Source organism: Actinomycetes bacterium (genome assembly GCA_024222295.1).
Classification (GTDB): Bacteria; Actinomycetota; Acidimicrobiia; order Acidimicrobiales; family Microtrichaceae; genus JAAEPF01.
Genome location: JAAEPF010000095.1, coordinates 22,633 through 36,121, shown reverse-complemented (window position 1 = coordinate 36,121; position 13,489 = coordinate 22,633). Strand labels below are relative to the sequence as shown.

The following is a 13,489-nucleotide window of genomic DNA, read 5'->3' as shown; positions in this document are numbered from 1 at the left end:
CACCAAATCCCGCCCCGGTGGGCGGTGCCGCGATCGTGTCACAGCGGATGGTTACCGTGGTACCCAGTGGCGACGTCCCAGTCATCCCGAAAGAAGAAGGCACCCGCTCGTGGCAAGGGCTCGGCGGGCGGCTCCGGGCGCGCCCGCAAGCCCGCCTCGAAGGGCTCGACCCGATCCAAGGGCTCAGGTTCCGGGGGTGGCGGTCCCTTCTCCGGCGACTCGCCGCTGAGGTTGCTGTTCGACGGTCGCGGCCACGACGTGTGGGGCCTGGTGCTCATTGCGCTGGGTGCGATCTCGGCACTCGGGATCTGGTTCTCGTCCGGAGCGGTCGTGGGCCGCCTGGCCGACACCGCAGCAGGATCCCTGGTCGGCCTGGCGAGGGTGCTCGTACCGATCGGGCTGGTCGTTGGTGGCGCCCTGCTGATCCGCGGGCCCCGCCAGCCCCCCCAAGGCCAGGACGAAGACCCCGAAGGGGCGGCCGCGGGCGATCCCACCCTCGAGATGGGCCCCGGCCCGGCACGGATGGCCGCGGTGGTTGCGGGCTCGCTGCTCGCTGCGGTCGTGGTGATGGGCTTCGCCCACCTGTTCGCAGCCAACGGTGCGACCATCGATGCCGACGGCGTCGACGCCTACCGTGATGCCGGTGGCCTCGCAGGTGCCGGCCTGGCTGCCTCCCTCGAAGGGGTGATCGGTGCGTGGGGAACCGGCGTGGTGTTGTTTGCGCTCGCTGTTCTGGCGCTGAGCCTCATCTCGGGTTGGTCGCTGGCGCAGATGGCCCGATGGATCGGCACCCACACCGGCCCCGGGCTCAAGCGCGCAGGCAGGTGGCTGGGCGGCCTCTTCCAACTCGATCCGGGCGACCGGCAGCCGGGCGATGAAGACCTGGGCGACCGGCCGAGCCTCTATGACCAGGACGCCGACATGGCCGCGGTGGCTGACGAGGCGGCCGGGCCCCCCAAGGAGTCACGGAAGCGCTCCCGTAAGCGAAAGGCGAAGCCCACGGAGGCCGAAGAGGTCGGCGAGGCCACCCAGCTCGACCTCGACCTTGCCGCAGGCAACTCTCCCTGGCGCCTGCCATCGGGCGACCTGTTGGGGTTGAGCGGCAAGACGAAGATCGACGAGAAGGCGATCGAGAAACGCGGTCGCGTGCTCGAGTCGGCGCTGGCGGACCATGGCGTCGAGACGCGCCTCATCGGGCAGACCGCCGGACCAACCGTTACCCGCTACGAACTCGAACTCGGCACCGGTGTGAAGGTGTCCAAGGTGACGTCGCTCCACAAGGACATCGCCTACGCGATGGCATCTCCCGACGTGAGGATCCTCGCTCCGATCCCGGGCCGGCAGGCGATCGGCGTGGAGGTGCCGAACTCCGACCGCCAGATCGTGGCCGTGGGCGACATCCTCGCCTCACCCGAGGCAAAGCGTGCCAGCCACCCCTTGGAAGTGGCAGTGGGGCGGGACATCAACGGCAGGGCCGTGATGATGAACCTCGCCACCATGCCGCACCTGCTGATCGCAGGTCAGACCGGCGCGGGCAAGTCGAGCTGCATCAACTCGATCATCACGTCGGTGATGATGAGGTCCACCCCCGAACAGGTCCGCATGATCCTCGTCGATCCGAAGCGGGTGGAGCTCACGCAGTACGACCGGATTCCGCACCTGCTCACCCAGGTCGTGGCCAACCCGAAGAAGGCCGCGAACGCGCTGGCATGGGCGGTGAAGGAGATGGAGCGCCGCTACGACCTGCTCTCCGAGGCCGGCGTCCGAGACATCACGGGCTACAACGGGGCGGTGGACCGAGGCGACCTTAGCCAGGCGCTCGGCGAAGAACGGGAGTTCTCGCGGTTGCCCTTCATCCTGGTGGTGGTCGACGAGTTGTCGGACCTGATGATGGTGGCTCCACGCGACGTCGAGGACGCCATCTGCCGCATCGCGCAGATGGCACGTGCAGTCGGTATCCACCTCGTCATCGCCACCCAGCGGCCGTCGGTGAATGTGATCACCGGTGTCATCAAGGCCAACATCCCGGCCCGCCTCGCGTTCGCTGTGTCGTCCTCGACCGATTCCAAGGTGATCCTCGACCAGCCCGGTGCGGAGCGATTGGTCGGCCAGGGCGACATGCTGCTGCTCGGCCCCGCCTCGTCCGCGCCCCAGCGCATCCAGGGAGCCTGGGTCGAAGAGGCCGAGGTGCGTGATGTGGTGTCGCACTGGCGTGAGCTCGCGCCCGAGGTCGAGGAGCACTACGTCGAGGGCGTCGCCACCGAGTCGGATGCCGGCGGTGGGGGAGCCAACGGCTCAGCCGCGGGTTCCGGCGAGGACGACGAGCTGCTCAGTCAGGCGATGGAGCTCGTGGTGCGCAGTTCGCTCGGGTCCACATCGATGCTCCAGCGCAAGCTCAAGGTCGGCTTCGCCCGGGCGGGCAGATTGATGGACCTGCTCGAACAGAGAGGCGTTGTCGGGCCGTCGGAGGGATCGAAGGCGCGCGAGGTAATGATGACCGTCGAGGAGTTCGAGAACCTCGTGGAGTCCGGGGAGTTGTGAGCGACGCCCGATGAGGACGACGGTGCCTCATCGCGGTCCTCGCGGCGCTCCGGTGGCGGGCGTGACTACCGAGGTCCCGGCATACAGGTTCACTGGGACCCCGGGTTGTGTATTCACTCGGCCAACTGCGTGCGGGAGGCGCCCGGCGTGTTCGACACCGAGGCTCGCCCGTGGGTCGACCCATCGGGCGCGACCGCGGATGAGGTCGCGTCGGCGATCGACGAATGCCCATCGCGTGCGCTCACCTACACCCGCATCGATGGCGGAGCCGAGGGGCCCGGGGCGGCCGGCAATGCGGACGCGGTGAACGGCGCCCCGGTGACGATCACGGCGCGTTCCAATGGGCCGCTGGTGGTCATGGGCCCGCTGGAAGTTCTCGACGATTCCGGAGTGGTGTTGTCGAGCGGTGAGCGGCACTTCCTGTGCCGATGCGGCGAGTCGGCCGCCAAACCCATGTGCGACGGCTCCCACAAGCGCACGGATTTCACGAGCTGAGTCCAGGCCTTCGGGGCCAGCGTGCGCTCAGCTCCCGAGTTGGCCAACCGCGTAGGCCTGTTCTGCGTACTGCACGCTGTGCTGGTCCACCACTGTCTTGCCGAAGGGGAACAGCGCCAGAGGCATGAACTTGAAGTTCTGGATTCCGAAGGGGATCCCGATGATCGTGATGCAGAGGGCCACGCCCGAGATGAAGTGGCTGATGGCCAGGATCAGCCCGGGTATGAACCACAAGATGTTGCCGAGGATGCCGAGGCTCGACGCATTGGGATCCTTGACCACGGTCCGGCCGAACGGCCAGAGCATGAATCCGGCCAGCTTGAAGCACTGGATGCCGAACGGGATCCCGATGATCGTGATGCAGCACAACAGACCCCAGAAGGCCCACGCGATGGCCATCCAGAGACCGCTGAGCAGGAACCAGATGATGTTGCCGATCGTGCGCACCGGGGACTCCTGTCGGTTGGGCAATCGTGACGTCCGCACGCGACGGTATCGCCGGGCTGGTAGGAAGTCGGCCATGGCAGTCGAGACTCCGCTCAAGGTGCGCATCGGGTTCGGACTCGGAACACGCAGCCGGGCAGCGGACGACGGTGCACTCGGCGAGTTGGTCGATGCGCTCGAAGATGGCGGCTGGGACTCGTTGTGGTTCTCCGAGCAGCTCGGTGGACCTGCTCCCGACCCGCTCGTCGCGATGGCCTGGCTGGCCGGCAGGACGCGGCGGCTGAAGTTCGGCACCGCCGTCGGAGTGGTACCGGGCCGCAATCCGGTTGTGCTTGCCAAGCAGATGGCGACCCTCGACCGGTTGTCCGATGGACGCTTCCTGCCGGCGCTGGGGCTCGGCGCGGTGCGACCGATAGAGCAGGCGGCCTTCGGAGTGCAACGCGCGGAGCGCGCCCCGTGGTTCGACGAGGCGCTCGGTCTGATGCGGCGGCTGTGGACCGAGGACGACGTGACCCATGACGGCGAGAGATTCTCGGTCAGCGCCCTGACGGTCGGGCCCAAGCCCGTTCAGGAGCCCCTCGAGGTCTGGCTGGGCGGACGTGCGCCGTCAGAGTTGCGCCGGGTCGGCCGCCTGGGCGACGGCTGGTTGCCGTCGTTCTGCACGCCGAGCGATGTGGCCCGTGGCTGGGAGCTGGTGACCCAGACCGCTGCAGAGCACGAACGCAGGATCGACCCCCAACACCTCGGCGCCCTCGTGCCCTACTCCCATGGTCCTCTCGACGACGCCTACCGCGCCGCCATCGAGAAATTCCGACCCGATGTTGATGTCGATGAAGTGATCCCCGCAGGCGCCGGCGCCCTGCGTGACCTGTTGCAGTCGTTCATTGCTGTGGGGGCCTCGAAGTTCGTGTTGGTGCCCGTTGCGGAGCCGACGGTCGGAGCGTGGTCCGACGAGATCGCGGCGCTCTCGGGAGCTGTCATGGACCTCCAGACCTGAGATCGCCGACCAGCTTGGCCATGTCGGTGAGGCCGATCGACGATTTCGTCTGTCCAGTGGTGATAGAACCCCCGAGATGGACTTCTCCTCAGTCGAGTTCAGTGATGTTGCCGACGGGCTGCGGTTCCCCGAGGGTCCGGTGGCGATGCAGGACGGCTCCGTGCTGGTGGTCGAGATTGACCGGGGCACCCTGTCGCGCGTGCAGCCTGACGGCACCGTCGAGGTGGTTGCCGACTGCGGCGGTGGGCCCAACGCAGCGGCCGTGGGTCCCGACGGTGATGTGTGGATCACCAACAACGGTGGTTGCTTCGAGTTCCACGACCTGGGCGGGATCATCGTGCCCGGCGAGGTGCCCGACAGCTACGAGGGCGGTTCCATCCAGCGCGTGGACCTGTCGAGCGGTGAGGTGAGCACCATCTACACCGAGTGCGACGGCCGTCCGCTGCGCGCCCCCAATGACCTCGTGATGGATGGCCACGGCGGGTTCTGGTTCACCGACCACGGGCTACGCCTCGAGCGCACCACCGACCGCACCGCGGTCTACTACGCCCTGTGTGACGGGTCGGCGATCACCGAGGTCATCTTTCCGTTGGCCTCGCCCAACGGCATCGGCCTGAGCCCGGCCGGCGACCGGGTGTACGTCGCGGAGACCCACACCGGGCGACTGTTTGCATGGGACGTGCCCGAGCCCGGCGTGGCCGTGGGGTCCGGGTTGATGCCGCCCAATGGCGAACTCGTCTACGCCGCACCCGACGAGGACCTGTTCGACAGCCTGGCGGTCGACGGTGATGGCAATGTGTGCGTCGCCACGCTGGGCAACGGTGGCATCTCCGTCGCTGCTGCCGACCACAGCTTCGCCGTGCACATCCCCACTGGTGACCCGGTGACCACCAACATCTGTTTCGGTGGCGACGACCTGCGCGCGGCATTTGTCACGGCATCGGCCACGGGCCGCCTCCTGAAGGCGGTGTGGCCCGTGGCAGGGCTGAGGCTCGCTCACACCGCCTGAGCGGGGTGCCGGGTGTCAGTCGTTGGTCCAGGTGATGCCCATCGACGCCAGGGCGTCATCGATGCAGCCTGAGAACGGACCGTAGTTGGAGGGGTGGATGCCGTCGGTGGACGGACCCGCCACCTGACGGCAGTCGATGGACAGGGTCTTCGCATTGACCCAATCGGCGATGGGGTCCAGTGCTGCCGCGTAGGACCATCCGGGCTGTGCGATCCACACGGTGGCGATGCCCCTCGACGTCATCTCGTCCTCGAGTTCCTGCATACCCGTCGTCACATCGGCCGTGGTTATCCATGGCTTCAGGTCGTTGACGCCGCCGAGCACGAGCACATGGGTCGGGTCGTTGTGTCCTGCGAGCAGCGGGATCGCATGGTCGAGGATCTTCGAGGTGGCAGCAGAAGTGAAACCTGCCGCACCGACCGCGCCCACGGCTGGAAGTGGTTGCATGTGGGCCGCGGTTGCCCAGGCGAGGCTGTCGCCGAGCATCCAGACCGGAGTGTCGTCCAGTGGGGGTGGGGGTGCGGAAGTCCCGGGACTCAACGCGCACGCCGACGCGACGAGGACACATCCGGCCAACGTTGCGGTCAGTCTGCGAACGTGGCCTGCTGCACTGGTCAATTTGTCGCCCACTGGGTTCCCTCCATTGCCTACTGCAACGGTAGCTGACGGGCCGGTGGGAGATCCCACCTCGATGGGGCCCGTGTCGTCGCCAACGGCTTGCCGGCGTCCGAACAGGCGACCGCTACGCTGGATCGGTGCCGCGCACGTTCTGGCTCGAGACACTCGGGTGCCCGAAGAATCAGGTCGACTCCGACAAGATCCGCGCGCACATGGCCGCTGACGGCCTGTCGCCGGCGCAAGACCCTGCGGGCGCGGATGTGGTCGTGGTCAACACGTGCGCCTTCGTGGAAGAGGCCCGCGAGGAGTCGGTGGCGACGATCCTCGAACTGCACGAACAGCGCACCGACGACTCCCAGCTCGTGGTGACGGGTTGCATGGCCCAGCGGTACGGCGATGAGCTGGCCGAGGCGCTGCCGGAGGCCGATGCGGTCGTTGAGTTCGGCCAGCCAGTCTCCTTGCGTGCGTCGAGGGGAGGTCGCGAGCTCGACATCTCCCCGGCAGATGGGGTTCCTGGCTTTGACCTGCTCAACCTCCCCCGGCCGGCGGCGCAGCGGCCCTGGGCATACGTGAAGGCCGCCGAGGGCTGTGACAAGGCGTGCGGGCTCTGTGCGATCCCGAGCTTTCGGGGACCGCAGGTGAGCCGCGGCATCGACTCGATACTCGAGGAGGTGGAGCAGCTGCAGGTGCGCGAGGTGGTGCTGGTGGCACAGGACCTGGGCGCGTTCGGCCGCGACCAGAACACGGGGCAGCGCCGGATCGTCGAGTTGGTCAGCGAGGTGGCTGTCCGGGTCGACTGGGTACGCCTGTTGTACCTGTTCCCCTCGGAGCTCACAGACGAGTTGATCGAGGTGGTCGCCTCGTCGCCCGTGCCCTACTTCGACCTGTCCCTACAGCACGTTTCGGCCCCCCTGGTGAGGGCCATGCGGCGGCCGGGCAACGCCAGTTCGTACCTGGAGCGCATCGAGAGGATCCGCGAGCTCGCCCCCGACGCAGCGCTGCGCTCCAACTTCATCGTCGGCTACCCGGGTGAGACCGAGGCCGACCACGACGCACTGCTCGACTTCGTGCAGCGTGCGCGCCTCGACTGGTGCGGGTTCTTCTCCTACTCCGAGGAGGCCGGCACACACGCAGCCGGCCTGGAGCCGAAGGTCGACGGCGGTCTTGTGGCAGAGCGTCTCGCAGAGGTGCGTGAACTACAGGATCGAATCACCGCGGACGCCCGCGACGCGCTGGTGGGCACCGAGGTGACCGTGTTGGTCGATGAGGCCCGTCGTGCGCGTTCGCACCGCGAGGCCCCCGAGATCGACGGCATCATCTCCGTGCCCGAGTCGCTGGCGGTGGGGGAGTTCCACCGTGTCGTGGTGACTTCGGCTGCGGGTCCTGACCTCGTGGCGGACTCGGTGCAACAGGCTGGGGCGAAGGCGGCGCCATGACCCAGGCGGACTCCGACAAGACCTTCGGACCCTCGGCGGTGCTCACGCCCGCAAACGTGATCACCCTCGTGCGCCTGTTGCTGTCGCCGCTGGTGTTCTGGGCGATCATCGCCAAGGGATCAGGCTGGCTGCTGTTCGCGGGATGGGTCGCCATCACCGCCTCTGACAGCCTCGACGGCTGGCTGGCCCGCAAGCAGGGGACGACCCGTTCGGGCGCGTTCCTCGACCCATTGGCTGACAAGGTGCTGGCCCTCGGTGGCCTGTGGGCGGTGGTGATCGCGGAGTGGACCCAGAGCGGGGCCAACGCCCCGAAGGTGACCTACTGGTTCATTCCGGTGCTCCTGATCACGCTGCGCGAAGCGTTGATATCCGGCTTCCGGTCATTCTGGGCGCGGCGCGGTCTCGCCGTGCAGGCGTCCAACATCGCCAAGGCGAAGACCTTCTTGCAGTTCAGCTCGGTGTCGCTTGTGGTGTGGCCATGGACCAACCCCTATCCGTGGATGGCGACCGTGTGCCTGTGGCTCGCCGTGGCCGTGGCCTGGGTGAGCGCGGCGCAGTACATCCACGCCGGCTCGCGGGCGACGTCGATGGGTGAGGGTGCTCGCTGACGGGGTGCCGGTGAACACGGGGTGAACGGGCGACGAACTGTTCCGAAGGGCGGCCGGTGCGCCGCCGTGTCCCGTGTCCTGCCCAACTAGGTTCACGTATCGATGGCCATCGAACCAGTCCGCTCCCAATCCGACCGCCCAACCGTGCTCTTCCTGTGTGTGCACAACGCCGGTCGGTCCCAGATGGCTGCCGGGTTCACGATCGACATGGGTGCCGACTCGATTGACGTGCTGAGCGCCGGGTCCAACCCCGGAGAGGCCCTGAACCCGATGGCCGTCCAGGCGATGTCAGAGGTCGGAATCGACATCTCGGGGCGCGTACCGCAGCGCTGGACCTCGGACATGCTCCAGATGGTCGACGTGGTGGTGTCCATGGGGTGCGGCGACGACTGCCCGGTGGTGCCCGGCACACGGCGGGTTGACTGGGACCTGGCAGACCCGGCGGGCCAGCCGATCGAGGTGGTCCGCGAAGTGCGCGACGAGATCCGGGACCACGTGGCCGCGCTCCTGGGCGAACTCGGTGTCGAAGTCCCTGCCGGCCGACGATGACAGGCCCAACGCCCCTGCGGTCCCTGGGACGTCCGCTCCTGGCCGAGTTCGTCGGCACGGCGTCGTTGCTCATTGCAGTGGTCGGCTCGGGGATCATGGCCGGGCAGCTCTCCTCCGACGTGGGGTTGCAGCTGCTCGAGAACGCGATCGCGACCGGCGCGGCACTGGCTGCACTGATCCTTGCGTTTGGTTCCGTGTCGGGCGCCCACTTCAACCCGGTCGTGAGCATCGCCGACGCCTGGTTCGGCGGGATCACCCTGAAGGTTGCGGCCCTCTACATCGTGGTGCAGGTAGTCGGCGCCATCGCCGGCGTGGTCGTCGCGAACCTCATGTTCGAACTCGATGCGGTGTCGTGGTCGACGAATGACCGCATCGGCAGCGGAACCTTCCTCGCTGAAGTCGTGGCCACCGTGGGTCTGGTTGTCGTGATCTTCGGCACGGTCCGCTCGGGGCGGGTCGCACTGGTGCCCTTCGCCGTGGCCGCCTACATCACGGGCGCCTACTGGTTCACGGCCTCAACCAGCTTCGCCAACCCGGCGGTGACTCTGGGGCGCATGTTCTCCGACACGTTCGCCGGAATCGCTCCGGCGTCGGTTCCCGGTTTCCTAGTCGCCCAACTCGTTGGTCTGGGAATCGCAATCCTCTTCGTGGGCTATCTGTACCCGGATGCTGCGGATGTGGCCGCCGATGTCATCCAGCCCCACGACGAAGTGGCCTGAGCGCCTGGAGCGGCCGATAGACGCCCAGGTGGCCGTTCGATGGGCAAGACTCGCTGCGTGAACGAATCGGACCTGCCCCACGACGACTCGGAACCCGGACAGCCGGGGATACCGGTCGAGTGGGCTGTCGACACGGCGATAGGAGCCGTGTCGGCCGCAGGCCGCGCCGCCACCGCAGTCAGTCGCAGCGCACCCGGGCGCCTGTTCACCGCGGCGGCACGGCTTGTGTCGGCGCCGCTCACCCAGGAAGGCCAGGAGGTCCGCGAGAAGGCCGGCCCGGCGGCAACCGAGGTGCTGTCGACCGTCACGCCAGAAGTGGTGGGGGCGATCAACCTCGATGACGTGCTCGCCGCGATAGACATCAACGCGCTGCTCGCTGATGTGGACATAGCGGCGATCATCTCGAAGGTGGATGTCGACGAGTTGGTTTCCGGGGTCGACGTCCAGGGCATCGTGGATCGGGTCGACATCGACGGCATCGTGGATCGGGTCGACATCGACCGGATCGTCGCTCGCGTCGACCTGGACGCGCTGATGCAGCGCATCGACATAGATGCCCTGCTCGATCGCATCGACCTGAACGCGCTCGTCAGCCGGATCGACGTCGACAAGCTGATCCAGGAAACCGAGATCGGGTCGATCATCGCGGCGTCCACCACGGGCGTCGCTTCCGAGGCGCTCGACGCGGTGCGTCGCCAGGGAGTGAGCCTCGACAACGTGGTCGCCCGGGTGAGCGCGCGGATAGTTCGCAAGGATCCCGATGAACTGCCGGCGGGTCCACCCCTGCTGGTCGATGACCCGAAGGCGCTGCCGGTGGGTGCGGACCATGGAGGGGAGTCGTGAAACGAGCGGGGCACGGCCAGGCAATCAGCCAGCAGGGGCACTACGCCGGGGCCGTGTCGCGGCTGGCGGCGTTCGTGCTCGACCAGACCGTGGCCACTGCAGCCTTCTCGCTGGGCACAGCAGCGGTGGCCTGGAGCGTCAGCCTGGTGACCAACCACGAGTTCGATGTCGAGCTCACGGGGATCCTGTCGCTGATCGCGTACTCGATCTGGCTGTTCCTGTACTACTCATACCCATGGGCGATGAGTGGCAAGACCCTCGGCATGGCTGTGCTCGGAATCCGCGTGGTCACGGCCGAGGGTGCCTCGATCGGCGGGCGGACCGCTGCCACGCGCACGATCGCACTCCCGCTCACCTTCCTGACCCTCGGAATCGGATTCCTGCCGATCCTGTTCGGCCGCGATCGCCGTGCCATGCACGACCACATTGCGGGCACGGCAGTGGTGTACGCGTGGGACGCCCGGGCGGCGCGGTGGCGCTTCCTCGCCCAGCGCTCCTCGGAGGAGCCGGCCGACGACGCCGTCGCCACCCACTAGCTTCGGCCCATGCGCGTCGAAGTGGTGGCAATAGGCACCGAGTTGTTGCTGGGGCAGATTCAGGACACCAACTCGGCCTGGATCGGTGAGGAGTTGGCCCTCGTGGGTCTCGACTCTCACTTCCAGACCAAGGTCGGTGACAACCAGTACCGGATCGTCGAGGCCCTTACCCAGGCCCTCGATCGCAGCGACGCGGTCATCTGCTGTGGCGGACTCGGCCCCACACAGGACGACCTGACCCGCAGCGCCATTGCCGAGCTGATGGGCGTGGCCCTCGAGACCGACGAGGAGATGGAGGAGCGGATCATCTCCATGTTCATGGGTCGCACGCGGCGTATGCCCGACAACAACCTGCGACAGGCACAGCGGCCGGTCGGGGCCACGTTCATCGCGGAGCAGCCTGGAACGGCTCCCGGTCTCGTGTGTCCGCTCCAGTGGCCCCGCGACGGTGCCGACACCGTCGAGAAGGTCATCTACGCGGTGCCCGGGGTGCCCTGGGAAATGCAGGAGATGATGCTCGGCACCGTGTTGTCGGATCTGCAGCGCCGCGCAGGGATCGAAGCGGTCATCCGCTCCAGGACCCTGCGCACCTGGGGCGAGTCGGAATCCGGCCTCGCAGAGCTGTTGGCCGAGCGGATCTACGAACTCGACCGCGCAGGCAACCCCACGATCGCGTTCCTGGCCTCGGGAATGGAGGGGCTGAAGGTGCGCATCACCGCCAAGTGCGCCACCCAGGCCGAGGCCGATGAGATGCTCGCCGAGGAAGAGGAGCGGCTGCGTGCACTTCTCGGTCCACTTGTGTTCGGCGTTGACGACGACACGATGGAATCCGTCGTGCTCGACATGTTGCGCAGCCACGGGCTCACACTCGCGACGGCGGAGTCGGTCACCGGGGGCATGGTTGGATCGCGCATATGCGATGTGCCGGGTGCGAGCGATGTGTACCTGGGCGGCGTGGTCGCCTATGCGCCGGAGGTCAAGCAGCAGTCGCTCGGCGTGCCGGAGGGACCGGTCATCAGCGAGGATGCAGCGAAGGCCATGGCGCTCGGGGTGCGGGAGCGGCTGGGCGCGGATGTGGCGCTCGCGGCAACGGGCGTCGCCGGCCCCGACGAGTCCGAGGGCCAACCTCCCGGCACGGTGTGCCTGGCCGTCGTGATCGGCGATCCCGACGACAGGGGAGTGGTGGAGACCATGGAGGTGCGCCTGCCGGGCCGCCGCAAGCAGGTGCGGGAGTTCACGGTCATCACCCTGCTGGGTCTGTTGCGGCGAAGGCTCGTGGACTGGGCCGGATGATGCGCCAGTCGTGGGAACGCCGATGAACCACGGAGTGTTCATCCCGCCGTTCGATGAGTTGGCTGACCCGGAGGCCGTGCTGGAAGTTGCTCGTGCCACCGAAGATGCCGGATGGGACGGCCTGTTCCTGTGGGACCACGTGCAGCGCGAGGAGGTGCGCCCGGTAGCCGACCCCTGGATCCTGATGGCCGCGGCGGCTGTGGTGACCGAGCAGATCCGCATCGGACCGATGGTCACCCCGCTCGTGCGCCGCCGACCCCACAAGCTCGCCCGCGAGGTCGCCACCCTCGATCACCTCAGCGGCGGGCGGCTCATCCTGGGCATGGGACTCGGCGTCGACTCGGCCCGGGAGCTGTCGGCCTACGGCGAGGTGGTCGACGCCCGCGAGCGGGGCGACATGCTCGATGAGGGCCTGGCGCTGTTGCGCGGGCTGCTGTCGGGGAAGCCCGTTGATCACGACGGCGAGCACTACAAGGCCGAGCGTGTGCAGCTCCTGCCCACACCACTGCAGGAGCGCGTGCCCATCTGGATGGCTGCGCGGACCACCGCAGCGCGGCCGCTGCGCCGCGCTGCCGGCGAGGACGGTCTGTTCATAATCGAGCAGGGCCCACCCGAGATCGCCTCGATGCTCGAGGTGGTCGCCGCCGAGCGCGGCCACCTTGAGGGTTTCGATGTGGCCGCGGTGGCCGACCCGACGGCCGACGCACTCGACTATGCCCGTGCCGGTGTGACCTGGTGGATGGAGTCGTTCTGGCCCGGTGAATCCCTGCTCGACGTGCTCGACGCAGTACGTGCCGGCCCACCCGAGTGAGCCGCCTGTTCCTCTGCGTGAGACCGTCGACCGAGGTGTTGGCTTCTCTGGCCGGGCGGCTCGAGCAGCTGCACGGTGGTGCCCCACCGCAGTTTCGCTGGTTGTCCGAACAGCAATGGCACGTGACGCTTCGCTTCTTCGGCCAAGCCGACGAGGCCGACGTCTCGGACGCCCTGGAAGGATTCGACCTGCCTGGATGCACCGCCAGGTTGCACCCGGTGCCGCGCGTGCTCGGCCGGGCGTTGGTGTGCGACGTCGACGGCTTGGACGAACTGGCTTCCGCGCTGTGCGAGCGCACGCACAGCGTCGGGGAACCGCCGGATCCCCGGGGGTTCCAGGGGCACCTCACAGTCGGTCGGCCACGTGGCAAGTCGAATCTGCGCTGGTTGCCCGACGTGTCGGGGACTCCAACAGCGGCGCTGGACTGGAATCCGGCGCGGGTTGACCTCGTCTCCTCGGTCACCGACCCCGGGGGAGCGATCCACGAAGTGGTCGCGCACTACCCGATTGGTTGATGGACCGTTCGATCCGTGTGGTGTTCGATCACCGAAATGCTTGAGTCGAACACCCGTTCGTAACTACAGTGCTGT

General features: G+C 67.7%; 15 protein-coding genes. 13 read left to right on the top strand and 2 right to left on the bottom strand.

Annotated features, from left to right (window positions below; translation table 11 throughout):
• Positions 1 to 66 precede the first annotated feature (66 nt).
• Positions 67 to 2,541 (top strand): DNA translocase FtsK, encoded by a 2,475-nt coding sequence (locus GY812_17490; GenBank protein MCP4437274.1) that lies wholly within the window; start codon positions 67 to 69, stop codon positions 2,539 to 2,541.
• A gap of 81 nt (positions 2,542 to 2,622) precedes the next feature.
• Entirely contained in the window at positions 2,623 to 3,036 is a 414-nt protein-coding gene (locus GY812_17485) for a hypothetical protein (GenBank protein ID MCP4437273.1), read from the top strand.
• A 27-nt stretch (positions 3,037 to 3,063) separates the two neighbouring features.
• Here the strand turns inward: GY812_17485 and GY812_17480 are convergent, their stop codons facing one another.
• On the bottom strand, positions 3,064 to 3,483 hold the full coding sequence (locus GY812_17480) for a YccF domain-containing protein (protein ID MCP4437272.1): 420 nt from the start codon (positions 3,481 to 3,483) through the stop codon (positions 3,064 to 3,066).
• A gap of 73 nt (positions 3,484 to 3,556) precedes the next feature.
• On the opposite strand from GY812_17480, the gene GY812_17475 reads away from it, so the two are divergent.
• Positions 3,557 to 4,477 (top strand): TIGR03619 family F420-dependent LLM class oxidoreductase, encoded by a 921-nt coding sequence (locus GY812_17475; protein MCP4437271.1) that lies wholly within the window; start codon positions 3,557 to 3,559, stop codon positions 4,475 to 4,477.
• Positions 4,478 to 4,553: 76 nt separating this feature from the next.
• Entirely contained in the window at positions 4,554 to 5,486 is a 933-nt protein-coding gene (locus tag GY812_17470; GenBank protein MCP4437270.1) for an SMP-30/gluconolactonase/LRE family protein, read from the top strand.
• 15 nt (positions 5,487 to 5,501) lie between these two features.
• Here GY812_17470 and GY812_17465 read toward each other — a convergent pair whose 3' ends face one another.
• The gene (locus GY812_17465; protein MCP4437269.1) at positions 5,502 to 5,972 is read right to left on the bottom strand and encodes a hypothetical protein; all 471 of its coding nucleotides are present in this window, start codon (positions 5,970 to 5,972) and stop codon (positions 5,502 to 5,504) included.
• A 269-nt stretch (positions 5,973 to 6,241) separates the two neighbouring features.
• On the opposite strand from GY812_17465, the gene rimO reads away from it, so the two are divergent.
• From rimO to GY812_17420, 9 genes are all read left to right on the top strand, one after another.
• Complete coding sequence (gene rimO / locus GY812_17460) at positions 6,242 to 7,540, top strand: 30S ribosomal protein S12 methylthiotransferase RimO (GenBank protein MCP4437268.1); 1,299 nt, start codon at positions 6,242 to 6,244, stop codon at positions 7,538 to 7,540.
• The gene (locus GY812_17455) at positions 7,537 to 8,148 is read left to right on the top strand and encodes a CDP-alcohol phosphatidyltransferase family protein (GenBank protein ID MCP4437267.1); all 612 of its coding nucleotides are present in this window, start codon (positions 7,537 to 7,539) and stop codon (positions 8,146 to 8,148) included. The genes rimO and GY812_17455 overlap by 4 nt, the downstream gene beginning before the upstream one ends.
• Positions 8,149 to 8,250: 102 nt before the next feature.
• A complete protein-coding gene (locus GY812_17450) occupies positions 8,251 to 8,697 on the top strand; it encodes an arsenate reductase ArsC (protein ID MCP4437266.1) in 447 nt (148 codons plus the stop codon).
• A complete protein-coding gene (locus GY812_17445; protein MCP4437265.1) occupies positions 8,694 to 9,416 on the top strand; it encodes an aquaporin family protein in 723 nt (240 codons plus the stop codon). The genes GY812_17450 and GY812_17445 overlap by 4 nt, the downstream gene beginning before the upstream one ends.
• 57 nt (positions 9,417 to 9,473) lie before the next feature.
• Positions 9,474 to 10,259, top strand: coding sequence for a hypothetical protein (locus GY812_17440; GenBank protein ID MCP4437264.1), 786 nt, complete (start codon positions 9,474 to 9,476; stop codon positions 10,257 to 10,259).
• Positions 10,256 to 10,795 (top strand): RDD family protein, encoded by a 540-nt coding sequence (locus GY812_17435; protein MCP4437263.1) that lies wholly within the window; start codon positions 10,256 to 10,258, stop codon positions 10,793 to 10,795. Before GY812_17440 ends, GY812_17435 begins: the two co-directional genes overlap by 4 nt.
• Positions 10,796 to 10,804: 9 nt before the next feature.
• Positions 10,805 to 12,088, top strand: a complete 1,284-nt coding sequence (locus tag GY812_17430; GenBank protein MCP4437262.1) for a competence/damage-inducible protein A — start codon at positions 10,805 to 10,807, stop codon at positions 12,086 to 12,088.
• Positions 12,089 to 12,110: 22 nt separating this feature from the next.
• The gene (locus GY812_17425; GenBank protein ID MCP4437261.1) at positions 12,111 to 12,899 is read left to right on the top strand and encodes an LLM class flavin-dependent oxidoreductase; all 789 of its coding nucleotides are present in this window, start codon (positions 12,111 to 12,113) and stop codon (positions 12,897 to 12,899) included.
• Positions 12,900 to 12,934: 35 nt separating this feature from the next.
• A complete protein-coding gene (locus GY812_17420; protein MCP4437260.1) occupies positions 12,935 to 13,414 on the top strand; it encodes a hypothetical protein in 480 nt (159 codons plus the stop codon).
• Positions 13,415 to 13,489 lie beyond the last annotated feature (75 nt).

Coding starts and splice junctions, on each gene's coding strand:
- GY812_17455 (MCP4437267.1), top strand. CDS start 7,537: ATGACCCAGGCGGACTCCGACAAGACCTTCGGACCCTCGGCGGTGCTC.
- GY812_17425 (MCP4437261.1), top strand. CDS start 12,111: ATGAACCACGGAGTGTTCATCCCGCCGTTCGATGAGTTGGCTGACCCG.
- GY812_17450 (MCP4437266.1), top strand. CDS start 8,251: ATGGCCATCGAACCAGTCCGCTCCCAATCCGACCGCCCAACCGTGCTC.
- GY812_17465 (MCP4437269.1), bottom strand. CDS start 5,972: ATGCTCGGCGACAGCCTCGCCTGGGCAACCGCGGCCCACATGCAACCA.
- GY812_17445 (MCP4437265.1), top strand. CDS start 8,694: ATGACAGGCCCAACGCCCCTGCGGTCCCTGGGACGTCCGCTCCTGGCC.
- GY812_17470 (MCP4437270.1), top strand. CDS start 4,554: ATGGACTTCTCCTCAGTCGAGTTCAGTGATGTTGCCGACGGGCTGCGG.
- GY812_17475 (MCP4437271.1), top strand. CDS start 3,557: ATGGCAGTCGAGACTCCGCTCAAGGTGCGCATCGGGTTCGGACTCGGA.
- GY812_17430 (MCP4437262.1), top strand. CDS start 10,805: ATGCGCGTCGAAGTGGTGGCAATAGGCACCGAGTTGTTGCTGGGGCAG.